At 40.5% G+C, this 24360-nt stretch carries 28 protein-coding genes and 4 pseudogenes; 6 read left to right on the top strand and 26 right to left on the bottom strand.

Annotated elements, in window-relative coordinates:
* The 18 genes from F3I00_RS10390 to mobQ all read right to left on the bottom strand — a co-directional run bounded on the left by F3I00_RS10390 (position 1) and on the right by mobQ (position 16461).
* The gene (locus F3I00_RS10390; RefSeq protein ID WP_012552823.1) at positions 1-216 is read right to left on the bottom strand and encodes a hypothetical protein; all 216 of its coding nucleotides are present in this window, start codon (positions 214-216) and stop codon (positions 1-3) included.
* A gap of 122 nt (positions 217-338) precedes the next feature.
* On the bottom strand, positions 339-2474 hold the full coding sequence (gene topB / locus F3I00_RS10385; RefSeq protein WP_159311118.1) for a type IA DNA topoisomerase: 2136 nt from the start codon (positions 2472-2474) through the stop codon (positions 339-341).
* A gap of 6 nt (positions 2475-2480) precedes the next feature.
* Positions 2481-2891 (bottom strand): hypothetical protein, encoded by a 411-nt coding sequence (locus F3I00_RS10380; protein ID WP_159311117.1) that lies wholly within the window; start codon positions 2889-2891, stop codon positions 2481-2483.
* Positions 2892-2905: 14 nt separating this feature from the next.
* Complete coding sequence (locus F3I00_RS10375) at positions 2906-3763, bottom strand: conjugal transfer protein TrbL family protein (RefSeq protein WP_159311116.1); 858 nt, start codon at positions 3761-3763, stop codon at positions 2906-2908.
* Positions 3764-3768: 5 nt separating this feature from the next.
* A complete protein-coding gene (locus F3I00_RS10370) occupies positions 3769-4143 on the bottom strand; it encodes a hypothetical protein (protein ID WP_080379110.1) in 375 nt (124 codons plus the stop codon).
* A 14-nt stretch (positions 4144-4157) separates the two neighbouring features.
* Entirely contained in the window at positions 4158-5708 is a 1551-nt protein-coding gene (locus F3I00_RS10365) for a VirD4-like conjugal transfer protein, CD1115 family (protein ID WP_159311115.1), read from the bottom strand.
* A 229-nt stretch (positions 5709-5937) separates the two neighbouring features.
* Positions 5938-6408, bottom strand: a complete 471-nt coding sequence (locus tag F3I00_RS10360) for a conjugal transfer protein (RefSeq protein ID WP_159311114.1) — start codon at positions 6406-6408, stop codon at positions 5938-5940.
* Positions 6409-6777, bottom strand: a complete 369-nt coding sequence (locus F3I00_RS10355) for a thioredoxin family protein (RefSeq protein ID WP_159311113.1) — start codon at positions 6775-6777, stop codon at positions 6409-6411.
* On the bottom strand, positions 6764-7381 hold the full coding sequence (locus tag F3I00_RS10350) for a hypothetical protein (protein ID WP_159311112.1): 618 nt from the start codon (positions 7379-7381) through the stop codon (positions 6764-6766). Before F3I00_RS10350 ends, F3I00_RS10355 begins: the two co-directional genes overlap by 14 nt.
* A 14-nt stretch (positions 7382-7395) precedes the next feature.
* Positions 7396-8550, bottom strand: coding sequence for a phage tail tip lysozyme (locus tag F3I00_RS10345; RefSeq protein ID WP_159311111.1), 1155 nt, complete (start codon positions 8548-8550; stop codon positions 7396-7398).
* Positions 8551-9969 (bottom strand): type VII secretion protein EssB/YukC, encoded by a 1419-nt coding sequence (locus F3I00_RS10340; RefSeq protein ID WP_159311110.1) that lies wholly within the window; start codon positions 9967-9969, stop codon positions 8551-8553.
* The gene (locus F3I00_RS10335; RefSeq protein WP_159311109.1) at positions 9962-11992 is read right to left on the bottom strand and encodes a VirB4 family type IV secretion system protein; all 2031 of its coding nucleotides are present in this window, start codon (positions 11990-11992) and stop codon (positions 9962-9964) included. Before F3I00_RS10335 ends, F3I00_RS10340 begins: the two co-directional genes overlap by 8 nt.
* A gap of 11 nt (positions 11993-12003) precedes the next feature.
* Positions 12004-12663 (bottom strand): TrsD/TraD family conjugative transfer protein, encoded by a 660-nt coding sequence (gene trsD / locus F3I00_RS10330; RefSeq protein ID WP_159311108.1) that lies wholly within the window; start codon positions 12661-12663, stop codon positions 12004-12006.
* Entirely contained in the window at positions 12632-12994 is a 363-nt protein-coding gene (locus tag F3I00_RS10325; RefSeq protein ID WP_003590770.1) for a conjugal transfer protein, read from the bottom strand. Before F3I00_RS10325 ends, trsD begins: the two co-directional genes overlap by 32 nt.
* 20 nt (positions 12995-13014) lie before the next feature.
* On the bottom strand, positions 13015-13350 hold the full coding sequence (locus F3I00_RS10320; protein ID WP_012552810.1) for a CagC family type IV secretion system protein: 336 nt from the start codon (positions 13348-13350) through the stop codon (positions 13015-13017).
* A 1-nt stretch (position 13351) separates the two neighbouring features.
* Positions 13352-13966, bottom strand: coding sequence for a hypothetical protein (locus tag F3I00_RS10315; protein ID WP_159311107.1), 615 nt, complete (start codon positions 13964-13966; stop codon positions 13352-13354).
* A 36-nt stretch (positions 13967-14002) separates the two neighbouring features.
* Positions 14003-14314, bottom strand: coding sequence for a hypothetical protein (locus tag F3I00_RS10310; protein ID WP_003712158.1), 312 nt, complete (start codon positions 14312-14314; stop codon positions 14003-14005).
* An 83-nt stretch (positions 14315-14397) separates the two neighbouring features.
* Entirely contained in the window at positions 14398-16461 is a 2064-nt protein-coding gene (gene mobQ, locus F3I00_RS10305; protein ID WP_159311106.1) for a MobQ family relaxase, read from the bottom strand.
* Between the two features lie 253 nt (positions 16462-16714).
* Between mobQ and F3I00_RS10300 the strand changes: the two genes are divergently transcribed.
* Both F3I00_RS10300 and F3I00_RS10295 read left to right on the top strand, forming a co-directional pair.
* A complete protein-coding gene (locus F3I00_RS10300; RefSeq protein WP_201288371.1) occupies positions 16715-16942 on the top strand; it encodes a hypothetical protein in 228 nt (75 codons plus the stop codon).
* A 22-nt stretch (positions 16943-16964) separates the two neighbouring features.
* Entirely contained in the window at positions 16965-17243 is a 279-nt protein-coding gene (locus F3I00_RS10295; RefSeq protein ID WP_159311104.1) for a hypothetical protein, read from the top strand.
* Here the strand turns inward: F3I00_RS10295 and F3I00_RS10290 are convergent.
* The 7 genes and pseudogenes from F3I00_RS10290 to F3I00_RS10260 form a co-directional block, all read right to left on the bottom strand.
* Positions 17233-18156, bottom strand: coding sequence for a zeta toxin family protein (locus F3I00_RS10290; protein WP_159311103.1), 924 nt, complete (start codon positions 18154-18156; stop codon positions 17233-17235). The genes F3I00_RS10295 and F3I00_RS10290 overlap by 11 nt on opposite strands.
* 2 nt (positions 18157-18158) lie before the next feature.
* A complete protein-coding gene (locus tag F3I00_RS10285; RefSeq protein ID WP_007124950.1) occupies positions 18159-18431 on the bottom strand; it encodes an epsilon-antitoxin in 273 nt (90 codons plus the stop codon).
* Positions 18432-18714: 283 nt separating this feature from the next.
* Positions 18715-18909, bottom strand: a pseudogene (locus F3I00_RS10280) (plasmid replication initiation protein); the annotation flags it as partial.
* A 76-nt stretch (positions 18910-18985) separates the two neighbouring features.
* Positions 18986-20155 carry a replication initiator protein A gene (locus tag F3I00_RS10275; protein ID WP_159311102.1) on the bottom strand — a complete coding sequence of 390 codons (1170 nt, stop codon included), beginning with the start codon at positions 20153-20155 and terminating at the stop codon, positions 18986-18988.
* Positions 20156-20710: 555 nt separating this feature from the next.
* On the bottom strand, positions 20711-20950 hold the full coding sequence (locus F3I00_RS10270) for a hypothetical protein (protein WP_010011603.1): 240 nt from the start codon (positions 20948-20950) through the stop codon (positions 20711-20713).
* Between the two features lie 71 nt (positions 20951-21021).
* A complete protein-coding gene (locus F3I00_RS10265) occupies positions 21022-21813 on the bottom strand; it encodes a ParA family protein (protein ID WP_159311101.1) in 792 nt (263 codons plus the stop codon).
* A gap of 134 nt (positions 21814-21947) precedes the next feature.
* A pseudogene (locus F3I00_RS10260) lies at positions 21948-22040 on the bottom strand (recombinase family protein); the annotation flags it as partial.
* A gap of 1 nt (position 22041) precedes the next feature.
* On the opposite strand from F3I00_RS10260, the pseudogene F3I00_RS11015 reads away from it, so the two are divergent.
* Together F3I00_RS11015 and F3I00_RS10250 are read left to right on the top strand one after the other, a co-directional pair.
* Positions 22042-22143: pseudogene (locus tag F3I00_RS11015) on the top strand (IS3 family transposase); the annotation flags it as partial.
* A gap of 141 nt (positions 22144-22284) precedes the next feature.
* The gene (locus F3I00_RS10250; RefSeq protein ID WP_021349374.1) at positions 22285-22737 is read left to right on the top strand and encodes a hypothetical protein; all 453 of its coding nucleotides are present in this window, start codon (positions 22285-22287) and stop codon (positions 22735-22737) included.
* Between the two features lie 6 nt (positions 22738-22743).
* Here the strand turns inward: F3I00_RS10250 and F3I00_RS10245 are convergent.
* Positions 22744-22860, bottom strand: a pseudogene (locus F3I00_RS10245) (IS3 family transposase); the annotation flags it as partial.
* 266 nt (positions 22861-23126) lie between these two features.
* On the opposite strand from F3I00_RS10245, the gene F3I00_RS10875 reads away from it, so the two are divergent.
* Together F3I00_RS10875 and F3I00_RS10235 are read left to right on the top strand one after the other, a co-directional pair.
* Positions 23127-23297, top strand: coding sequence for a type II toxin-antitoxin system RelB/DinJ family antitoxin (locus F3I00_RS10875; RefSeq protein ID WP_003590736.1), 171 nt, complete (start codon positions 23127-23129; stop codon positions 23295-23297).
* 324 nt (positions 23298-23621) lie between these two features.
* Positions 23622-24248 (top strand): hypothetical protein, encoded by a 627-nt coding sequence (locus F3I00_RS10235; protein ID WP_159311100.1) that lies wholly within the window; start codon positions 23622-23624, stop codon positions 24246-24248.
* Positions 24249-24360: the final 112 nt, after the last annotated feature.

Here is a 24360-nt window from a genome sequence, read left to right as displayed (position 1 = left end):
CTACCCCTCCTCATCTTCAAAAATATCATTCAATATAGGGGCTACGTTGATTTGAACTGGGGTCGTGCCATAAAGGGCAACGTAGCCATCGGCTAATTTTTGCCAGGCCACTTGATAATAAGACCCATTTCCAGTAATTTCTTTTAAATACTTATAGGCTCCTTTAGTCTGCAAAACTGGTAATTCACTCCCAATGACTGCTAATTCGTTATCCATATTTATGATCTCCTTTGTTTTGCTAATCTCACCCGTTGTTTAGGTTTACTTTTAGGGTTGTAAAAGTGAACCTAAATGACGGGTTCACCAACCGGAATAACGTGAAGGGCGGTAGGCAGGTTCTAATCAAAATCAAAACTTAATTTATGGCCGTCAAGCTTTAACTTGGCGTCAAACGACTTTCCTTTTTTGCTCTTGAAACCCTTTAATTTACTCGTTTCCCCCTTGGTGACCAGCGCTTTAATTGCGGTCTTCCCGAGGGTCTTACTGCTCCATTTCTTGGGCAGGGTAAAGCTTTCGCCTTGCTTAGGCTTTACAATGTAAAACTTCTGTTTATTTAAAACGGTCGCCTGCGGTGTTTCTAAGAAGACCTCGTCGGACTTTTGTACTTGCTGTTGGTGATTGATTTGTTGCTTAATGGCTGCATTGCCGGTTAATTGTGTGGGAACATCAGCGATTAACTTCGCCACAAACTTCTTAATCTGGCTCAAAAAGTTATCTGGGGTGCGTTCTTCGGTACTGATTTGCTGTAATGCTTGCTCCCATTTAGCCGTCATTTCTGGACTAGTTAGCAAGGGTTCGAGTTCGACCGCTTTACATAAAGTAATTCCGGCTTCACTGACGTGTAGCTTATTCTTTTCAGTAACTAAATAGCCACGTTTCTTCAATATCTCAAGCACATTTGCCCGGGTTGCACTCGTCCCAATGCCTTGCACGTCTTTGAGAATTGCTTGGGCTTCTTCATCATCAAGCGTTTTACCGGCCGTCTTCATGGCAGTGATTAATGTACCTTCGGTAAACGGTGCTGGTGGGGTCGTTTCTTTTTGCGGTGTTTGCAGATTTGCTTGAACTTGGTCGCCTTGGTGAACGATCGGTAGGGTGGCTGCTTCTTGCTGGTCGGCTTTGTGATCATCAAATAAAGCTTGCCAACCTTGCTTAGTTGGCACCTTACCGGTTGCTTTAAAATTGGCGTCGCCAACCTGGGTGATAATGGTGGTTTCTTCGTACTCGTACGGATCAGCAAACATCGCTAACGTCGTTCTTAAAACCAAATCATAGACCTGTTGCTGTAATTTAGGTAAGGACGCTAATTGATCTTTAGTCGGCACGACTTTAGTCATGATAATAGCGTAATGTTCTTCAACCTTTTTCCCATTGACGTAACGTTTATTTGGGGTGGTATTGGTTAAAGCGACTTGCTTAGAGACTAACCCCAGATACTTCGTCAGATTAGCCACTAAATAATCAAATTCTTCATCAGTGATATAAGCACAATCAGTTCGGGGATAACTCAACAACTTGGCTTCATATAAACTTTGAATAGCCGCTAAGGTTTGGCTGGCACTGGCATGATACCGTTTATTCATGGCACTTTGGAGACTAGATAGCGAGAATAGTTGGGGACTAGCTCGTTTTTTGCCTTGCTTTTGGACGTCCTTGATTAAACCGCCCTGTGAGCCTTTCTGAACGTGTTTAGCTTGCATGAATGTTATTAGCCCTGCTTCGTCTTTAAATCGCTGATAGGGGTCTAATTTTGCTACGAATTTTTGCTGATTAGCTAAAATTTCCGCATTTAGTTCAAAATAGGGTTCCGGCTTAAAGTTTTTGATCGCCTGGTCTCTTTGATAGACCATATACAAGGTTGGCGTCTGCACGCGACCAATCGAGTATACCCCGCGTACCCCGTTTTGTCTTAATAACAAAGTATATAAGGGACTACCATTCATGCCGATCAACCAATCGCTAATTTGACGAGTTTGAGCTTCTTTATAAGCCAAATAGTCTTTGTGCCAATCACCAAGATTTTTGAAGCCGGTAATAATCGCGTCTTTTTCCAAACTATTCAACCATAGTCGCTTAATGGTCTTCTTTTTAACGTCGATCTGGGCTTGGTTCATGATTGACCAGGCGATATTTGACCCTTCCCGACCACTATCGGTGGCCACAATAATAGTATCGGCTTTCGTTAACAGGTCTTTAACGACCTTGAATTGGGCTTTTTTACTAGCTGACACTTCAAACTTGTATTTGTCGGGAAAAATCGGTAAATTAGATAAGGCCCATTGCTGGTATTTCTGATCATATTTATCCGGTGTGGCTAATTCAACTAAATGTCCGAGACCATACGTCACAAGCGTATTTGCGGGCAAAACAGGGTCACTAACCGTATAGTAACCCTGTTTTTTTGTGCTCTTTTGAAAGGCTTGGACGTATGAACGGGCTTGACTGGGTTTTTCAGCTAAGATAACAGTGGTCATGTTCGTTCACTCCTTATAATTCAATTTCTGTTCTAATTCTGTTTTGCCTTGTTCGACCGCTTTTAACCAAGTTTCACGGCGCAATTTTTGTTGCTGCTCTATCGATTGTTGCTTTAAATATTGTTGATACCGGTTGATGGCTTTGAAATCTGCATAGGCTGACCAACGGAATAATAAGCCACCCAGCAGTAAAACTAAGGCCATTAGTGCAGTTCCTAAAAAATCGGTATGGTTCGCCGTGAAAAGCTCTTGGTATAAATCCATTAACATGAGGTAAATTCCCATCAAATAGAAGATCATACTAACTAAGGTATCAAAATAGTAAGACAGCTTAGTCCGCCGGGAAGGAGTTGTAAAAGGGTCGGTTCGCATATCTTTTTTGGCTTTTTCTAATAACCAGTGTGCGATTTTCTTCATAACTATATATCCTCCTAGTGGTTACGAAAATAATTTTGAAACATTCTCATGGCGCCTATACCAGTACTCTTAGTCACGCCGGTTGAAACCCAGAAATCTTTAACAGCATCAGGTGTTTTGACCACCAGAAAGCCGAATCCAATTGAACCAATAAAGGCAATGAACCCATATTTAGCCATATTAGTGAAACACCATACTGATAATGACATACAAAGTACCTGGCTAATAATGGAAGCATTGTAATAAATGTACTTCTTCCACCACGTACCACTATAATCAAAGCTTTCAGTCGCCATGCTCATTGCAGCTAAAGGAATCGTCAGATTGTACCAAGCCATATCAGCCACAAACGCACACATTTTAATAAAAAACACGACGGTTACGACAGTGAAGATTAGCAGAAATAAAATCTGTAAAGGTAGCGAAATGCCAACATCTTTTAGTCCAGGGACTTTATTCATGCCGGTAATTGATTTAGCAGTGAACTTCTGGTCAGAACTAAACATATACTTTAGCAGAGGCAAGGTAATTGAACCTTGAATAAAGCCCTGTAAAAACACGAAAACCGGAATCACGGCCGCTGATTTAATCCCGTCCATGATGATATTAGCCCAAGTAACATCGGTACTTTCGTCTGCCTCTTTTAGAATTGTCATCACAATGCGGCCAAGTACGACCACAACGACTAACGATGTCGCAAAGGATAGGAAGATAGCATACCACGTTTTAACAATCGGCAAGCTTTGATTGGCTTGGTCAATGATTGCCTTACAGATGTTGAATAAACCATCTAACAAACCAGACAGTAGCCATTCAAAAAACTTAGTAATCGCTCCCTGAACCAGTCCTGAAATATCACCTAAAACAAACATCTCTATCACTTCCTTTTTTGCAATTCAAAACTCCCTAATCCGTTATCTGCTTTAGCAGACTTATTAATTGCTTTAGCCTTATAACCATCGCTAATTTGAGTTAATTCAAACTTTTGATTTTTCTCATCATCAGTATTTACTTTTAAATATTCTTTACCGGAAGTATTGCTGACTGAATAAGTGGCATTTACATTCATCAAAGGGCTTTCAATAATCATTGTTTTTTTATTGAATTGGGTTTTGTAGCTTTGACCTTTTTGGTTGAGATACCATTTGTTACTTTGCAAATCTTGCGCTGTAGACTTCCCACAGGCGGTTAGACCGACAGCAATCAGCAACACTGTCATCACGGCGATTATATATTTGCGATATTTTTTCATTAATATGCCCTCCATTATCCAAATAAGTTGTTGTCGTCTTCTTCTGGCGCCTCTGTTTGACTATCTTTATTTGAAACTCTCTCTAAGTCGCTATCTAGGTTGTCCTGTTGTTGCTCCTCCTCTTTCTGAGACATCCTGTTTGCGGCTTCTTTTTGAGCGGTCTCCTTTAATTTTGCTTTCCATTTTTCTACCTTATTCTTAAAGTTGGTTTCCTGGCTGGCTTCTGGTTGGCCTTGATAATCGTTCTGCGACAAGTTAACCAAATGATCGGCTCCTGGAAATAGTTTAAATTGGAACGCTTTTGTCGCTTTGACTGGTCGCGCATTACTAAAGATTAATAAGCTCTGTTCTTCGGGCATACGCATGATTTCATCAGGTGTCATCAGCGAACGGCTCGTATAGCTGTAACTATCGCTCTTACTATGGCTTTCTTCCTTGCTGTGACTGGTACTCTCACTACCAGTTTCCACTTTCACGGTTGATTTTCCTAACAGATCACTAAAGTATTTAGCGGTCACATCATTAGCGGCATTCAAGCAAATTTTAACCGCATGATTACCTAAGATACTCTCAGCCTTTTCCTTGCCATACAAGGCTTGTAGCTGGGTTAAGGTCTGACAAATGGTCGTCACGCCAATACCGTACCCCCGGCACGTTGCTAGAAATTCTTCGTACTTGGGAAACTTCCCTAAATTGACAAATTCATCAAGGATAAAGTCGACTTGGTGAGGCAATTTAGCGTGATGATCGGCGGCTAATTTGTATAATTCATCAAACAATTGTGAGAAAAACAGATTGATGAAGCTTTCATAAGTGTTATCCATGACGGGGATAATCACGTATAGCACCACTTTGTCATTGCCGATCTCTTTTAAATCAAAATCAGAAAAGCTGGTAAAATCAGCCACTTCTTTGTCGACAAACTTCGAAATGGTCGCCAACAGGCTTTCAATAATGCTGGCTTTCATTTCTCCTTTAGCCTTTTTGAAACCTAACTCATAAGCGCGTCTCGCTGGATCAGTCATGGTTAGATCAAGAAACAAGGTATCTAGCGGACTATCCGCACCCTTTTCCTCGGCTTCCACATCGTTTTCTTGCAACACTTGGGTCACACCCGCCAAATTTCGTTGTTCTGGTGACCGGTGGTTCATCACAAACAGGATTAGTGCCTTCAAAAGTTGGCGTTGGGTACTGAACCACACGTCTTTTTTACCTTCGGCATTTTCGCTTTGCACGATCTTGGTCGCCACGGTTTCGGCTTGAATATCGCGCTGAATATAATCAAAGGGGTTGTAGCGATCACTATGCGCCATGTTGGCAAAGTTGACGACATGCACTTGATAACCCTGGGCTAGTTTGATACCGGCCGTCTTTTCGTATAATTCACCTTTCGGGTCGGTTACGACAATACTGTTCTCCGTTTCATTAAACAGGTTGGTAATCACGACTGATTGGGTCTTATACGATCCTGGGCCCCCAACCACAAAGATATTCCGATTTGGTTTGGTGCTGTTATTCTGGTAAACAATCCGTTTATCCACGATCCCTAAAATTGTCCCATTCATGCGTTTACCTCCAATGTGGTTAGCTTTAGATGACTTTTCTGATTTACTTCTTTTTCATCTGTATTCTGATTAACTGATAAATGAAAGATAAAATGACTGTGATAACTGTAAATACAAAAGTAGGTGTGTTCCAACCCTGAAATAGAAACAAAACTATCGCAATTAACGACGTGATGATCGTAACTATTCGTACTAATAAATCTGGTCTGTTCATGCTTCTTACTTCCTTTCACTTGTCTGTCTTGGATTGTGTTTCTTGTTTTGTTAATGCCTCTAATATTTCTGTTGTAGTGCTCCTGTTAAACGCTGTGGTGAGGTCTTTAGCAGTGATACTAAAGTAATGGTCGCTCAATTCTTTTAGATTGCCCCAGGTCGCACTTCCGTGGGTTTCAGTGTCCGCAGTTTCCCACGATTTATGTTTGCTATTTCGTTTCAAGGCAAAATAGATGGTGTATAGGACCACGGCGACACTGACAATAATTAGTACTGGGTTCTTTTGGCCCAAATACAAGTTGTAATAGTGCCAAGGGTGTAGAGCTAATTGTTTTAATACGGTTGGCATATGATCCGCAAAGGTTAGCTTATAACGGGACAAGGCCATGACAGCGCCAGCTAAAATCTCCGCTAAATACAAGCCAATGATTAGTGTTAGTAAATACGGCCAACTAGCTTTAATGCTGTTTAATAATTTGTCTTTCATCTAATCACCTACTATCTGTTTAATCCTTTTTTGGTTAGTGCCGGTGTACCGTTGCTTGCCATGGATCAAGGTTGGGACTGACGTTAATTGATATTGCTGAATGTAGTGCCAATTCTGCGATTGATTCATGTTAATAAAAACAACGTTATGGCTAATGACGTTGTGCCAATAGATTCGGTGAAAAATAGCTTGGCAGTCCGGGCAATCATCACGATAGAAGAACAACACTTTTTCAGGGTGCTTAGCCAGCGTCACAACTGGCTGCTGTTTTTCCACGTGATTGACGTATTGATGACCAGCAAACCCGCTAACGGCTAAAACCACCACGATTACCGCTAGGGCCTTACCAACCCGCTTAATTAAGGTCACTGGCTTTAAAGCTACTACCTAAATTTTGGACTGCGGTAATTCGATCCGTGGTGGTATCGAAGGTCACCTGATAAAGTACCGTCGCCTTTTGCCAGTCGTTGTCGCAACTCTTACTTTCGTAACTGACAACGGCCAAGCCCTTCATATTTGGGCCCTGCTTACTTTGTGTATACAGGTTCAGCTGATCTAATTTGGCTGAAACACTATTGCTGTCACCATACGTGCCCTTATTTGAAAAGTATTGCTGATATAGCTTGTCGGAAATCAAGTCTTTCACGCCATCTTTACGCTGGCCGTAGGTCTTGGGCTTAAAGTTATTCATGACCTTAAAGAACTTTGTGACCACTGTATTGAAGCTAATTTCAGCCGGACTTTTATCTTTATTATTTTGGTAGGTCTTATAACTGTCAATTTGGGTGCTCAATAACTGCTTTTGTTGGTTGGCTTTAGTCAATTGCCGGTTAACTTGTCGCTTCTGCTGTTGTAAGCGACTGATCTGCTGTTGTGCCTGTTTAACTTGGCTATGTTGATAGGCATTCGCCCCTAATGACATGATTAAGATCAAACTACCAATCGCAATACTTAAAACCACGCTACGCTTCATTTGCTGGTTCCTCCTTACTTCTTGATTGGCCGGGCTAACGTTACATCGCTACCACTTAGTAAGCTATAAAAGGCGGTGCCAAAAGTGCTTTCGTTAACCTTATCGCCGACGCCACCTTGTTCAATGATCTTAGTGGCTTTACCTTGCCATTTATCTAGCAGAATGGCAGTGTGACCGTTGTTTCCGGCTCCCGCACCTTGATTGACGATGACAATATCGCCGGCCTTTGCGTCATTTTCACTGATCTGTTTCAGATATTGATGGCTGCCTTTGGCGTCACTGGCCATTGATCCGGTAAACCAGCCCATGTTGGCCGGTACCTTGTAACCAGCCTTATTCAAGGCTAACCAGACAAAGCCTGAACAATCTGTCCCACCGGTTTTGTTAGGATTCTTTAAATCGCTACCTAAATCGGGGCTAGGGTGGGTTTGAACATAATAGAAGTCGCCCTTCATACTTTCCGCGTTTTTAACAATGCTGCCACCGGAATAGCTCGGGTCACTATCACAACCTAACTCGGTCAGATCGCCGGAACTTGCATTATCTAACGTATTACCGGCCACGGGATCACTTGCACCCAACACGGAATACCAATGATCGGCATAACCGTATCTTTGGCTTAAATACCATTGTTCCGGGTTCTTACTCATACCCTCATAATCCATTAACCATTCTTTGGTCGCTTTATGCACATCTGTATATTTAAATATCTGCTTGTTTGACGCATAGTAACTACTGTTCAATTCTTGATCGAGATAGTCCAACTGCACGCCAAGGTTCGTCGCTGGTTTGTTTTCTTTGTGGGCTAAGTCTTCCAGCTTATCCTTTCGACCTCCTAACCACTGGGCTAATCCCGTGGCCCCGGAACTTGAATTAACGGACTTGGGATCAAGCCGACTTTCCAGTTGTAAGACCCCCAAGATACCGGCGGCCGCTTGTGGGGTCGCACCATATTTTTGTTTCCAGTGCGCATAGATATTTTTGGCATTTTCTGTCATGCTCTTACTATCTAATTGCGTCTCTGTGGTGGTTGAGTTATCACAACTGTTTTCTTGCAATTGACCAGTAAGCGCGGCGATTAACAAGATAATTAGCAGAAGGGCGCCACCCACAATATAAGCAATCAATTTCCACTTCTTTTTCTTATATTCAAATGACAATACCTGCATTTAATCACCCACTTTGTGCTTGGCCTGATCGACCTTTTTTTGGGCCGCCTGCTGATCGTTTTGGGCATTCGTTAAATCAGACTTGGCTGAATCCACCTTCTTGTCTTTATCCTTATCTTTACTATCATCAATTTTGTTGGCGTCATCTAACTTCTTTTGGGCGTCGCTAACTTCTTTCTTAGCAGAGTTGAGACTTAATAGCGCTTTGAGGTACTTAGCTTTAGGACTGTTCACGCCGGCTAACTTGGTTTGGACGGTCTGGGCGTCTTGCGTATCGTTATGGGCTAGGAAGGCTTGTCCCATTCTCAATAAAACATCAGCGTTCGTCGTAAAGGATAATTGGTTATTGAGCGTATTAGTGTTATAGTTAACAATCGCTTTTTCGAGTTTCAATTGGTCTTTTTGCTTACTTGTCGCCTTAGTGGGTAACTGCCAATCGGCCACTTGACCGCTATCTTTTTTGGCATAAGCCGCATTAACAACCTTGTTCAACTGACTTGGGTCAACGTTTAAGGCTTGCTGATACTGTTTGTGTTTTAAGAATGTTTGAACTTGACTGTTCTTGCTATAACCAGCTTTCTGCATGGCCTTTTTTGCTTTCGACCATTGGTGATTGTTTAAAGCCGTCTGAATTTGGTTATTGTACTTTAAACGAGTAACTTGGGCTTGGTTCTGGTTAGCTAAGCTTTGATACTTTCGTTCGTCACTTTTATGAACTAAGCCGACAGCCAAAACGGCCACAATCGCCACCCCGGCCACGCTCAACCATAATCGTTGTTTGGTTTTCTGTTGGGCGGTTTCAACTTCCTGCCATTCGTGATAGCTCACGAAGTCCTCAATGCCGTTAACCACTTCCGTTAACTCATTTAACGACGCGGCTTTAGCTACTTGTTGTAAATAGTCATCAGGGTGTTTAGTTAGGGCTTCTTGAGGATTGCTTAGTAGCCGTTCATAGGGCGTCCCCGTCAAGCAAAACAGAATTAGCGCTTTGTATTTGGCTAAATTACTATGTTTGTCATCATAAGGCATAAGTTCATTGGCCCGGTAAGCATACCAAACATGTTGCATGGGGTAATACCACAGATTAGCTGGATTTAAGGCAATATGATACTGGCTATCAGCAACCACATTTTGCGCCATAATTTCCTTGGCAATGGCTGCCCGGATTGCCTTATTTTCCTGCGGTAATTCCTTTAATGGTCTGACTTTATCCGGCAAGGTATAAGTTAGAACGACCTTCTGGTCTTGCTCAACCACGTTAACCAACTGCAAGAACTTGGCATCAGCTTGTTTTAATTCGTTTAGCTCACTCAACTGGTCGTATCGAAACTGATTGTGATTGAGTTCGAGAATTAACTTGTTCCCCTGTCGCTTGAACGTGCCGACCTCGATATTTAATAGCTGGTTTAGTTTACTCATTTAAAGCCCCTCCTTCCTCCTCGGTGGTGGTCAAGGCGTCAATTTCACTGGGAGTTAAGACCACGCGCTTTTGATAGTCCGGTTGCCCGGCTGTCTCACGGTGATATTTTTCTTGGTAAGCTTCTGGGTCAATTAGCCGTAGTTCTTCTTCGGTCAACTCGACACGCATAAAGGCGCGTTGGCTACCATAGATCATCAGGGCTTCACCTTGTCTACGACGTTCTAGTAACTTCTTTTCTTTATCTGAAAAGGTCATGCGTAGTTTCGTAATGACATCATCGACACCTTTACCGTCAAGACCAAAGAACACTTTGGTATAGGAGTTCCCAATAATGGCTTCCCCAATGTTCTGCCCAGTATCTGTCGCTCCTTCGATCACATCTTGAATTTGCTGCGTTCCGGCAATCGCCCCGGCATTGTATTTTCTAAACCGTTTGTAGGCTTGGTGGAAAAAGGTGGCGGCTGCTTTGTGCAAAGTCAAAAAGTGAAATTCATCGACAAACAATTTCTTGCGGCTATGCCGATCTTTGGTGATTTCGTCCCACAAATACTGGAAGGTATTCAGATAAGCCGCTGATTGGACTTCCTGTTCACTTTGTAGGGGTTTTAGATCAAAAGAAATGATCCTTCCTTTTAGGTTGACATTGGTGTACCCGTCAAATAGGCTGTTAGAACCATGGGTATAGCTGCCTAAGATATAGTAGAAGTCTTTAACCCGACTGAATTTGTCGGCGTCCTTGTCAGCTAGTTTTTCCAATTCGTCATAAACGTTGGATAGGGTCGGCCACTGATCGTCTTTAATCTCTTTTAAGCGGCTGTATTTCAAAACACCACTGTTGACGTAGGCCTGTTTAACCACATCATCAAGAATTGCCAGCTCAACTTGGGTAATCCCGGTTTTAAGGACTTCAAAGAACCCTTTTAATCGCTGAATTTTATCTTTAACTAGTAAATCAAGATTCATGACCGCTTCATCAGCGCTTAGGATTTCTTCAGAAAAAATTTGTAGCGGGTTAATTTTGTACTTCGCATTAGAAGTTAAGTGCAAGACTGCGCCACCTAAAGCTTCGACAATTTTGGTATATTCATTTTCTGGATCAATAATGTAGAGCTGATAGTCTTGAATGGCATATCTTAGAATCTTCTGAATCATGTAGGTTGTTTTACCCACACCGGAAGTACCAATAACAACCATATTCTGGTTCAGGGTCTTGTTGCGATCCAACATATCTACGGCAATTAGGCTGTTGGTATCTTTGTTAACCCCTTCAATATCGCTTCTCGGCTTCAAGTCCAAAATTTCCGCGTCGTCAAAGGGAAACATGCTGCTGGCAACTTCGGTATTACTTTCTTTATAGGTGTAATCACCTAATAGATTCTCGTTAATTGGCATGGTTGACCAGAAAGCTTGAAACGTTGCCTTAACGGGTACTAGCGGCTTCATCTGTAGCTTAATCAACGTATTCTTAACGTTTTCGGTTAAGTCGTCTAGTTCTGCTAAACTGTTGGCCCGCAGATAAACCAGCATATGTTGGTAGACAAATGTGGTAGAATTATCTAGGTATTTATCTAGTTGCATGTTGGCCGAATCAATGTAGTTTTGCAGAATCTTCTTTTTATACGGGTCGAACGTATTGAGCTTCTGTGCTTCCTTATTTTGAATCGTCTTCTTGTAATAGGTAATCATTGAATTGTTACTGGCGCTGTCGATATATTGCACAATATCGATAACGCCTTTTTTGCGCTTTAGCTCTGATAGCCAGTTGCCATATACCCGCTTGGGATAGTCAGCGATCGCTAACACCCGAATAAAATTCTCCCCCGACTGGACATAGGTAGGGTACTGTTCCCAGCTAAACGGAAATAGTGAATGCAAGCTGTCGCGATCAATCAACTTGGTAAAATCCTCAATCTCCGGTTTGGGCTCGCTAACCGCTAGTTCATGATTACTTGGCTGTCTTTCTTTTTTAGTTGCTTTTTTAGTTGGCATAAACAAATCAATGATCTTATCACCAAAACCCATACTATTTCCCCCTATCCATTAAAATTAATTAAGTTCTTTAAAATTTCTTGGACTTCCTGACTAGTCAAAATTTTGGCCGTCACATCAAAGTCTGTTAACGCATTTTCAATATCCCGTTTAACCTGTTCGATCTTTTCGTCTAAATGAGCGACCGCTAAGTTTAAGCTTTTAACGCTTTTGTCCTTAATTGGCACTTTAACGATTAGCAGATGTTGTTTAGTCGTCATGTTTTTGGATTCTTGGACTTTAGTAAAATGATCCAAGTAACTGGCTATGAGTTGGATTTTGAACTGTTGCTCCGGGTGGCCTTTTTGTAAGGTGAGATACCGCCGTTTGAGACCATTGAGATAAGTCGTCATATTGACAGGAATCGTCGGTTCTAAGAACTGTAGCGTGTCATCAACGCCTTCACCTAAGGTACTCATGAGAAACGCGCTATAGTCCTCAAAGACGTCCTGTTGTTCGGTTTCATTAAGTAGATCAAGGTTGATCCCGCTAACTTCCAAAATGCCAACGAGATTACCCGTTTTTGTAACTTCGTAATTACCATACATACCCACTACCAAGCTCATGTCATCAATGGTTTCTTTGCCACCATTGATTTTAGGCGGTTGGTAATCCCAATCGAGCTTCACTGATTTATTGGCGGTTTTGCTCTTCTTCAAACGCATTTAGTTCACCTCGCTTCTTCGGCTTTAAGTAAAACAATTTCTGACTATTGGCATAACGGCGTTTCAACTTAAAGTTATCCCGCACCTTAATGTTCTTCCGCGCCGCAACTGGCCTAATTGTTAAAATAGCCATGACAATCGTCATGGCTAAGACAACAATCACTATTTTTATCAGGACTAAAATCAGACCATAGGGTGGAATCGCAATAAAAATTAAGCCCACTAGTCCTGCCAGTGCCGCATAGCCAAAATCCTTCAAGGTGTAGTCTTTCCAAATCCCGTAATCTTTATCTACGTTCTCTGGGAAGATAAATTCTTTCCCTTTCTTCATTTGGCAAGCTCCTTTTTAAATTAAGTGAATAGGCTGTAGACCCAAGGCAATAGCCAGATAACCGCTGCCGCTAGGGCCACTAAACCAGCTACCCGACCAACTGCGTGATAAACTTCGGATTTCTCTCGCGGATCGTCTGCGTCAGGCATTCTTTTGATAATAATAAATAGTGCGACACAAATCCCAACTAAAACGACCAAGCCAGTTAAAATACCTTGAATCGTCTTACCAGCTTGAGTTAACTTGCTTTGAACTTCACCACCGTCCGCTGCCAAAACCACCTGAGTATTCATCAGGCCCAAGTAAATCGCAGTAGCTCCAGTAGTGGCTAACGCTTTTACTTTGCTGAACTTCATGTTATTCCTCCTTCCCATCGTCTTCTGATGTTCGTAATTGAATTTGTTCTGCCTGCGTTTCTTCTGGCTCACGCTGATAGAACTTGTTCAATTGTTCCTCGGCAATTTGCTGGCTTGGTAATGGATCGGTGGCTAATTTGACGCGGCCGTTTTCACTCGTGGCTAAGTAATACTCTTTTTCTGACTGGCCTAATTCTTGGACCTCTAAGACATGCAAATTATGTTCGTAACGGCCTAAGGCGTTATCAACTTCTAAGCCATAGAAGCCTAAGAAGCCTTCCAGGAAACTCTCACCAAAAAAGGTCATTTCATTTTTGATCTGCTTATATTGATGGGTCGGTTTGTCACTCACCAATTTTTCGGTCTTTTTAGCATTTTGACTGTCTTGATGACGATTAAACCAGCCCCTAAGTTTTAATGGTGGCGTTTTTAGCTGACGTTTAACGGTCTTCTTAATCATTGCTCGACGAACTTCATCGATTGGCTGACCATCTTGATCTAAAATCGCTTGTAGCTGCTTTTGATCAGTTAATGCTTGGTCATTATCAACCACAATTGCCTTTTGCTCATCATGAACTAACTTGCCATTAATGCCTTGCCAGCTTTCCACTTTCATTGGATCACCTCCTCAAAAAAAAGCGCGTTAGGGACGCTAAACAACTAGCTTTCCCCTAACCCGCCCGGTAAAATGGATTGTTAGGAGGGTGACACCTAGAAGTTGCGGTTCTAGGTGCTGATCCCCGTTAGCAACTCTACTGCTGACGAGGACGCCCTCTTTTTTTATGTGGTTTTTAATCCATTCAATACCATCTTCAGATATTAATTTAACTTTGCCCGTTTCCATGAGCATTTCACTTGGTAACTCGTTAGGGTGCCGTCTTAACCAAACACTCACATACGTACTACCTCGTTCTAGTTTGAGACTAGCTTGAGCTAAGCTAAACCATTCTTGCTTCTTTGTCACATGTGAATACTCCTTTCCCTATATTGTGGATTCATTATACCATTAAATGAGCACGTTGGTGCACTTTTTATTTTACATTTAAATTACAAGTGCATACCCCCATCTTCATGCCGGTTCCGAGTTTGGTGTTGCCGCTGCTTTTTCGTCATTTCCCACTCGGTCTCTTTTAAGCCGCGTGCCTGTTTTTGTCGTTCGTAATCTTCATCATGGGCATATAGGGCGGTCATGATTGCGTTACTAAAGGCTGTCTTTAAGTAGTAGCTTGGACTAACTGGCTTGTAATTTAGCGGTTGATAATGTCCCATATTTACTTTTCTATACTGGTCGTCCTTGGCCTGTTGCTCTTTTAACTGCTTTTGGATTTTCTCGATCTGACTGTTCTTAATCGTTGGATCGACTTTGCATTCACCCAAAAAGAGTTGTTTAGTACCATCATGCTTTAAAACCCGTTGTAGGTGATGATTTTCTAACTGATCTAAGCTCAGCTGTCCCGATAGATAAGCTAGTCCTTGTTGATGTTCTTGGGGACTGAACACCTGTGGTGGATCTGCTTGCCACTGTTCAATCGTCTCGGCCTGACATGGCTTTAAAACAGGATCATAGTACATCACGGCTGTATAGGCTTGTTCCTGTTTAATCAATGGCAATCCATCTAAATCACCTTTGGGAAAGGCCCTTTTCAATACTTCATGGTATTGCGTTTTAATGACTTGCTTAACGGCCATGATTGCCCGTAGATCTTTGACTGCGCGAGTAATTTTTTGCTGTTCGGTTGGTGAATATTTCTCTAGTAACCCTTGATCGACGTGTTCTAGACTTTCTAAGTTATCGTCATGAATCATCAGCGTATATTTCAGTTCAATTTTGACTTCCTTTTCTTGTTGCATTAATAACTTCCAGCCAACGTACGGCCGTTTGGTAAAGGTCAATAATTGTTGGGTCAACAAATCATCACGAATGTTCATTAAACGTTCGTTTAATTCACTGCCTTTGAAAATCGTTTGTTCGCTATCGGTTTCCTTAATTAATTCTCGTCTTTCAGCTTGCGTTGTCTGTTCAAAATTAAGCTCTGGATAAAGTTTTTTAGTCGTGCGATCAACCACTTTATTTAAGAGTTCATCTGCTTTTTTGAGTGAACTTTCTTGTTGGTTAATTGTCAATAATTGTTTAGTCACATCTTCACCAACCGCATGTTTAATTAAGGTGCTGTTTTTCCAATTAAATAGCATGCGCCGTTTATCATCTAGGCTCTCCAAACTGATATAAGTTTTCAGTTCATGACTTAACTCTTTGACCACCCGTTTTTCATTAAACGAGAAGTGTCTGCTTAGACTATCTAAATGACCTCGATTAATTACTTTTTCTTGGTTGTTTTTATAACTGGCTTTGGCCTTGCGATAGTTCTTTACTTGTTGGTTAAATTCTTTTCTTTCATACCGCTTGCTATTGATTCCCTCATGTTGCATTGGGGTATCATCTATTCCCTGCTCGATAAAGGATTTTTCACTGATCCGATCCGGAATATTTTTTTGCTCTAAAACTTGATTTACACTAACCGCCCAATTGTGCCGCCATTGATTGATTTTTTCTTTTTTATCCCAATCAACTAGCCACACCTTTCTTGATCTTGGAAAACGACTATTTCCTGTATAAGTCTTGTTCCCATTTTCATCTAATATATTTTCCCTTTTACTTTTCAATCCCCATGTTCCGTCTGGATTAAATGGACGATTAGTTAGCATAACGTGAGCGTGCGGATTATCTGGGTGATCTCTATGAATTGCTACGTCGGCAACCATACCCTCATCAACAAAATTTTCTTGTACATATTTTGTCAATAATTCTTTCTGTTCGTCTTCACTTAATTCAACTGGTAAAGCCACGTTAAACTCTTTTGCATAGCGTGAATTTGCTCTACGATCCTTTCTTTCGACTTCATTCCACAACTGCTCTCGATCACTAGCCCATGCTGGTGCATTTTTGGGGGTTAAAATAAGGCTTTCTGGCATTACCGATCGGGCATAAAAATAGCTTCGCCCTTCTTTTTGATCGAATAGCTTTTTACCACTTCGATAAGCGGCACTGGCAATCGCACTTCGTCCTTTACCAGCACTAATATTACTAAAACTCATGTGAAAAATTGCCATGTCGGTCACCACCTTTCTTTGGGCTTATGGGTTTGCTTTTGTTGTCGTCAACGGCGACTTCTGATACAAGGGTTTAGCACAATAACACAACCAACTTTAGTTGTTGTGTGTAAGTGCGCATTAACCTCGTTTCACTCGGTCTGCTGATTCCCTTAACTCCACTTTTAGTGTATGCCTTCCGCTTCGCTATTTCAACTTCTATACTTTGACTTAACGTTTCCCTTATGGTATAGTGTCGGTGATTATTTCTAATATGATTGGAGGGATCGTTATGTCTCAAAGTAACTTAGAAAAACAAGAAGCTAAATTAAAAGCCCTTAATCAAAAAATTAAGGACGAAAAAAATAAGATTGAACAACGGCTAGGTAAACAAATCATCAGTAAAGCCAATTTAGATTATGCTAATTTGTCTAACGATCAGATTAAGCTTTTAGCTAAGCAATTTTCTGAATTTTTAAAGGTAAAGTCCGTAGATCATTAGCCATACGAGATGGGGAAATTCCATGTCTAATCAATATGAAAAACTAGTCGAGCAACAAGCGCGTTTAAAACAAAAAATTGAGCGGGAAGATTTTAAATTACGGCAGAATAAATATTACGAAAATCAACGTGCTAGAAAAGCTCGTACTCGTCGTTTAATTCAAAAAGGGGCGTTGCTAGAAAAATACTTCCAAGCAGAAAATTTGTCGGTTGAACAAACCGAGGAACTTTTAAAAATATTTGCTAATTACGTTAATGCGCATAAACCGGATAAATTAAAAAATGATCAGCCTAATAACTAGGTCGATCATTTTTATTTTCTGGATCCTCTTTAGGATTGACTTCTGGATTCTTTTCAGCAAATTCTTTTAATTGTTCCTGCACCCTACCGCTGATCTCTTTTTTTAGTTCTGTTGTTTTTTCTACTAAATCGAGGTACTGCGGTGTGGTCGTATGATGATTAATCTCCATTTTATTAATAACACTATCTATGCTGTTAAGCAGGGTATTATTATCTAGCTTTCTGTTAAGAATCTCGGTAATAATCTTTTTGGGGCTTTCGTTCAAATTTTCTAGGCTAGAATATAATTTGTTACCCTTTCGGTCATATAGTCTGATCTCTTTAAATAACCTCTGTTTATACAGAAAATCTAAATTGTCAGGTAGCTGCCTGGCAACGACATCATGAGCTTCTTTGGTAGTCGCTCTAGCAGTTCTAGGTGATAAACTAAATTGATCCTCATAGCGTGCCAAAGTCCCTAGATATGATTCAATTCTCGGAACTGCCATAACGTATAAACTCGCTTCGTAACCCCTGTTCTGTAACTTAGTTACAGTGGCCATTGGTACTTCAACTGTTCTTAACGTCCCTTCGATAATTAAATCAAATTTTTTATCACTCAGATAATCAATTAAAGACTCAGTCATTTGGTTAGAAAACGGGGTTACATATTTGACAACATCTTTCCCGTATTTTTGCTCTAATTGTTTATACTTTGGGTGTAGCCACTTAAAAGTATCGTTATCAATCGTAATAGCGTTGGGATCTTCGGCTTTGATGAGTTGATGCAAGCCTGACTTTCCCGCTCCCGGTTGCCCGCCCAGTAAATAAGCTTTGGGGCTTTCCTGTGCTTGCTTGTTTTTGGTTAATTGCTCGATTTCAATCTGTAATTTCGTTTCAAATTGATGATCGGTATAGTCAGCTAGTTCGTCCATAACTAAGCAACTTTACTTTTCGTTGGCAGACTATCAATAAAGTTATTCATTGCTTGCCAGTAAGCTTGAATTGTCTCTAACTCTCCCAAGGAATGCGCGTCCATAATTACTAACTTAGCATCTCCTAACTGGTGCATCAGTTTAACCAGAAAATGACTTTCATCGTGAATATTTAATTCTTGGTCAACGACCAAATTGACTACTTTAGCATAAATGCTGCTGGCAAATTCGGTTAGAATTTCCTTTTTGTAAGTTTGTTGATAGTCTAATTTCATGTTGGTACCTCCTTAAGTTTTGACTATTTTTTTACTTCTTATATGCGAGTTGCTGGGATTAAGTATTAAAAGTCAAACATAGTTACTTTCCCCTTTATTTTAGCCTGCTTTGAGCTAAAAACCAATTAAGGCGTCTGCTAGCACTTTGACCTTCTCCTCACGTTTGGTTGTGTCCATAGAGATGCCCAGCTCCTCTTCTTAGCAGTTGTTTAGCCGCTTTAGTATAATTATACCCCAAGCAATTAAAATCGCTTATACGAGCTTATATGAGCTTATATGACATCTAGAAGTTATCTGGGTGTGTTGCCCGGTATTTTTCATTGGCTTGTTTGTTCCACCAAACGCCAAACAGGTTTTGCATAGTGCCGTACAAGTAGTTTTCAGCATTTTTAACTGGCTCGTGTTTACCGTCATTATTTCTCATGGCGTTAAAGTACCGTCTTGAAGTGCTGGTAATGCGCTTCCGTAAGTCCTTATCAGGATTATGCGCGGCTTGCTGCCAAAGTTCCTCAATATCAACTGCCCATGGGTCAGCCAACAATTGCTCAATTTTTTCAACTTCTTTGCTTGGTTTGGTCATTTAAAAAGCTCCTATGCCATTTTTGAAAGACGTTTGGATCCCAGAAATCCTCATTGTCAGCGTCCTGCTCCTTGGGGTGTTTAGCCGCATATTCTCTAGCCGCTTGCTTGTTCCACCAAATCCCAAATAGATTTTGCATGGTACCGTATAGGTAATTCTCAACGTCTTTGATATGTTTTTCATTACTTCTCAGGGCGTTAAAGTAGCGTCTTAATGTTTTGGTCATCATTTTTTTTAAATCAGGGTCATCTAATAGAATCCATACGCCTAAATCCTTATGTTCTTTTTCAACGGCATATTTGGCGTTTAAGATAATGCCAATAAAGCGCCGCATTTGTTGTGGGGTCCGGCACCAAAAACTAAGTAGTTGCACTGCTTCTGGTTCTAAGAAGACCGGTAAGCCATTATCTTCGTCAGTTAAGAACTCATCAGCATGTTTTACTAAATCCCGATTTTGGGCTTCAATTTCAGCTGGTGAAAAATTGGCTGTGGAAAAGTCCAACTTTTGAGTATCTATATCGTATCTATTAGTATCTATATTTTTAGAGTCTTTATATAGATTGCTTTCGATTTTCGAAATTCCGCTCGTAGCAAGGGTTTGCGGGGGGTCGTCAACGAAGTCATGCGGACTTTCGATTTTCGAAATTCCGCTCGTAGCAAGGGATTCAACGAAGTCATGCGGACTTTCGATTTTCGAAATTCCGCTTGTAGCAAGGGATTCAGGCTTTTTTTGCCCATATTCGCCCCTTAAATAGACATCAGTAGCTTTCACATCGAGTTTAGAAAGGTATAGACGATTTGGTTCATTCTTTTTCGTTTTAGGATTAAATCCCATTTGAATTTGTTTTAATAGATTAGCTGTTTGCAATTCTTTTTTGATTTTAACGGCTTTTTCAGTAGCGCAGTTAAATAAGTCCTGTAGTTCTTTAACGGTAAAAATAAAGTAGACGTGTCCTTTTTCATCAACCCAATTGTTGCGCAAAGAATACTCGAGCCGATCTTTCAGTACTATATAGGCTAATTTAGCGTCACTGCTTAAATGCTTGTATTGCTCGCCATACATTAATACCTTAGGAAACTGGAAAAATAAGGCTCCATATACGTTATCGGCTTCATAGTAATTAAAATTTGTTGATTTTGTCATAATAAAAACTCCCTTTCTTGACTGACACACGCTGTCTCAAAAGAGAGTTGCTAAAACATTTGATTTGCTTTAAAATACAAATCTGATATGCTTTAACTGAATTACAAAGCCTCACGGATAAATGATTGCTTTGTAATTTACCAGCATGTGTCTGTCTGTGAGTTGCCCAGTCGGCAACTTTTTTTAATTTCTAACAACAAAAATGGACTAAATAGCTCCAGTTAGCTACTTAGTCCATTGACTTTAATTTGTTTTTAACTATCCTTAACTTGTCCTTTCGGACTGGTTTGCAGTATAATTAACCTACAAATTAAGAACAATGTTCAGTCGATTTTCACCGCCAAGTTAAAATCGACTGAATTTAAGTAGCTGGCTGATAGCTACTTGCTAAACCGAAGGTCCCTGATTCCTCGTGAATTGGGGACTTTTTGGTTTAGCTTGATCTCTTTATTCGGTTGTTAAATTAGTCTTAGTCTAGCATAGTGCTTACCTACCGGCAACTTTATTTGGTCTTGTATACTTTGCCAGCTTTTGGTTGAAACCAGTAAGCTGACATCACATATTTTTTATAAGCTCATTTAAAAATTTGGAGGCAGATTTAAAATTATGTTCTTTGGCCAGACCGTCAAGTCTTTTGCGTGCACTAGGTTGAAGTGAAAAGGTATAGTTCTTAGTACGTTCCTCTTCATCTTTAAAAACAGGAATAACAAGTTTATCTTTAGTATCAGTTGGCTGTTCTGTTTCATTTTTTTGTAGTGCCTTTTTTATGTTTTTGTTCTCTGGATCGAATGCCATAGGTAGTCCTCCTTTATAATTAACATGCACACGTATTGAGTATACATGTGATTAATACGTATACGAAACGTTTATATCTTTTCCGTGATTTCATTAAATGTTTTGTCCATGCTATCAAAAAATTCATGTTGATCAATATATGTTTTGTGGTCTTCAGCCATTTTTGAAAGAGATTTTTTATCCAACGTTGAACGATTAAATAGCTCCTTTTCTGGAACTGTAGCCAATACACTGGGATCGCCTTTTAAGGCTTTTAATAACTCGCGAGATGATCTTGTGTTGTGTTTAATCATGTTGGCGATAAAAAATAATTTGGTCGTGACATAAGATTTTCTAGTAGAGTAATCAATGGCTTCTTTGCGTAATTCGTTAATTCTTTCTTCTAGGTTAAATTTTGCATTATACCCATGTTCGCTAGGTGTGATTGGACTAAGGATAGCATTACTGATGATGACTGCATTCTTGGTAGCAGTAGAAAAATCTGGGTGACAATCCAAAATAATATACTCGAATTTTCCTAAATTTAAACGTTCATAATTATCTGACAACCACATATAGAGGAACATGTTTTTGTTAGTCTTATTTTCGATGGAACGCTCAATATCGTCAAGGTGCATGTCTCCGGCAATTAGACTAATATAAGCACTTATTTCATGTATTTTGACTTTCCCTCGATCTAAGAAAATGTTGCCAACGGTGTCTTGATTGTCGTAAATGTTGTAAGTCTGGGTTAAATTACTTTGGTGGTCTAAGTCAATAAATAAAACATGCTTGCCATTTTTTGCTAACCATTCACCATAATTAAAAGCTAGGGTAGTTTTACCAACGCCGCCTTTTATAGCTGAAAATGTAATGATTTTCATTAGTGACCCTCCTCATACATACTAAGTAAGCTTAATAAGCATCATTACATGCATAATAACACATAACACGTACGCTTGCAAATGATACATATACATTATATTCATGAATTATTAGTATACACTAGCTAAGTGCCCTATCTCTTGATGTTAAGTTTCTTACGATATCGAATAAAGGTTGTTCGCTTAATCCCAGTATTACGGGCAACATCGACGTCACCCATACCTGCCCAGCTGATGACAGAAGGTATCGATTACTTTACGCATTCCTTTATTTCAGGCAAAAGAAATGACCTTACCGCAGCGGAATATCGCTTCGGCAAGGCCAACTAGTTTTTATTATTTAATGTGTCAGTTATATTGTATACTACGGTTATAGTATGATCAAGTTTACTACTGGCGATATGACTAGTCTTGGTATTATAAGACTAGTTATGTTCAGTAATGATTATCAAAAGAAGGAGATGATTTCTTATGATTGAGAAAGAAAAAGTTTTAAGCGATGCACCAAAGGTTCTAAATTCTGATAACAATCCTTGGGAAGTTGCTGTTGAAGGGGATTCAATTATTGGTACATGGAAATGGATGGATGCCCGGTTTTTCACTGAGGGTGGAATCTCCGATGAGGACAAAGAGTTTACTTTTACAGTCACTTTGAAAGATAACGGGAAATGGAAGGAAGTTGATAGCACTTCTAGTAAGACATCAAGTATTAGGATGCATAACGGTAAACTATCTTTCAGTAAAGACATCTCCTTTTCTAAGGGAAAGACCTATCAGAAAAGTATTTCTTTTGGTATTGGACAGGACAAGAAGAGCGGTAAAGTTGGAATTGTTGAATCTAAGTTAGATACTTCAATCATTAAAAAGTCGATTCGAGATTATTTGAAACAATGTGGCTGGAAGAAAGCTGGACTATTTGGATAGGAATCAAGGTGATTGGTGATTATGACGCTTTTCTCGTTGATAGTAACCACTTCTTGAGATTCCAACATAATCACACATACCATTGATGGAAGGGTGGGATTCCAAAGCGTGCTGAACGTCCATTTCTTGGTATATCTTTTCGGTAGTTACTTGCTCAGAATCCCGATTGATTTTTTTAATACTTCGATCGCTCCTTCAGCGTCACGAAGTTGACGCTTTAGTCGTGGCATAGGACAAAAAAGTTTCTATTTAAATTGTCTATTTTATTGACAGGGGACCAGGTTGTCTTTAATGTAAGAATTTTTGCTCGTTCTGTAAAGAGTTTAACCTAGTTAAATACGATTGGATTTGTACGCCAGATAACGTACAATATTACTGAGGTGATGAGAATGGCAAGAATTGAAGCTCGAATTGACGGAACTATTAAAAGTAAAGCCAAAGACGTATTGGCTAATCATGGTCTAACAATTTCTGATTTTATGCGCATGACATTAACAACAGTTGCTCATGATGGTTTACCTAAATATTATTCAATCCCTAATCGGCAGTTAAAAAATTAGATTCAAGAAGTTATTGATGATCTATTTGGAAAAGAAAAGCTACCCGAAGCCCGTAACCTTAAAGAATTAAATCAATTGCTTAGCTCTGATGACGCATTGGAGTCTTCAAAATAAATGGCGAAAGTAATTAAATATACCAAAGCTTTTAAAAAACAGTTCAAAAAGCGGCGCTAAGACCCCAAGTGGCGTTCAATATTTAAAAGTTCATTACCTCAAGAGTTTGATGATCAAAAGCGGAGTCCTTGGAAATATATTATTCAGTGTTTAATTGAAGATAAAACCATTCCAGATTATTTTTATCCGCATGCTTTAGAAGGTGTTACAATGGAAAAACAAGAAACGACAAGAAAGAAAAAAAGGTTTGATATGAAAAGGTCTTTCAGGCGGATTTCCGTTGTCATAGCAACGATGGCTTTCACGACAGGTCTGGCCGCCTGCGGTTCCTCCCAGTCGACTACCCCATCGGCGAACAAAGCCACTTCCTCCGTCACTGCCCCCCAGGGCTGGAAGAAGTTCACGTCCAAGGATCTGGGCTATTCCGTCTATTTCCCGGGTGTTCCGGAGAAGGACACCTATAAGGATCCCACCGGTGCTTATGCCCGCTATTCGACGGTCAATGACAAGGATCACATCAACTACGCTGTGTCCGTCACCAAATTCACTCGGAAGCAAGTCGAGGACTCCAAGGGGTTCAATGACGCGCAGAAACGTAAGGTCTTGACCAATGTCGCTCGTCTTCTGCAGATTGACAAGTATTCCTTCACCACCGTGGACGGGCATATGGCCATTTCCTACACCGGTCACGATAGCGAGGACTCCTCGGTGATCATGCGTCGAGAGGTCGTTTACTCGTCCGCTGGCCTCTATGGCCTCGAATCCTTTGGAACTTCCAGCTCGGAATACAAGCAGTTCGTCGATACCTTCCGGCTTTCCGAAGATACGCAAGAATGAAAGGAGGGCCTCCATGATTTTCGCCCCTGGCTCTACCTACTCCCAGGGACGCCCGCCCCGGATTGGATGGCTCCCGTCATGGGGGTCGTGATCGGTCTGGCCATCATCGCCG

Origin of the sequence: Lactobacillus sp. JM1, assembly GCF_009834385.1 — a bacterium.
GTDB classification, from domain to species: domain Bacteria; phylum Bacillota; class Bacilli; order Lactobacillales; family Lactobacillaceae; genus Lactobacillus; species Lactobacillus paragasseri.
The sequence above is the reverse complement of the archived record's forward strand: the minus strand, read 5'-3'. Positions and strand labels throughout refer to the sequence as shown.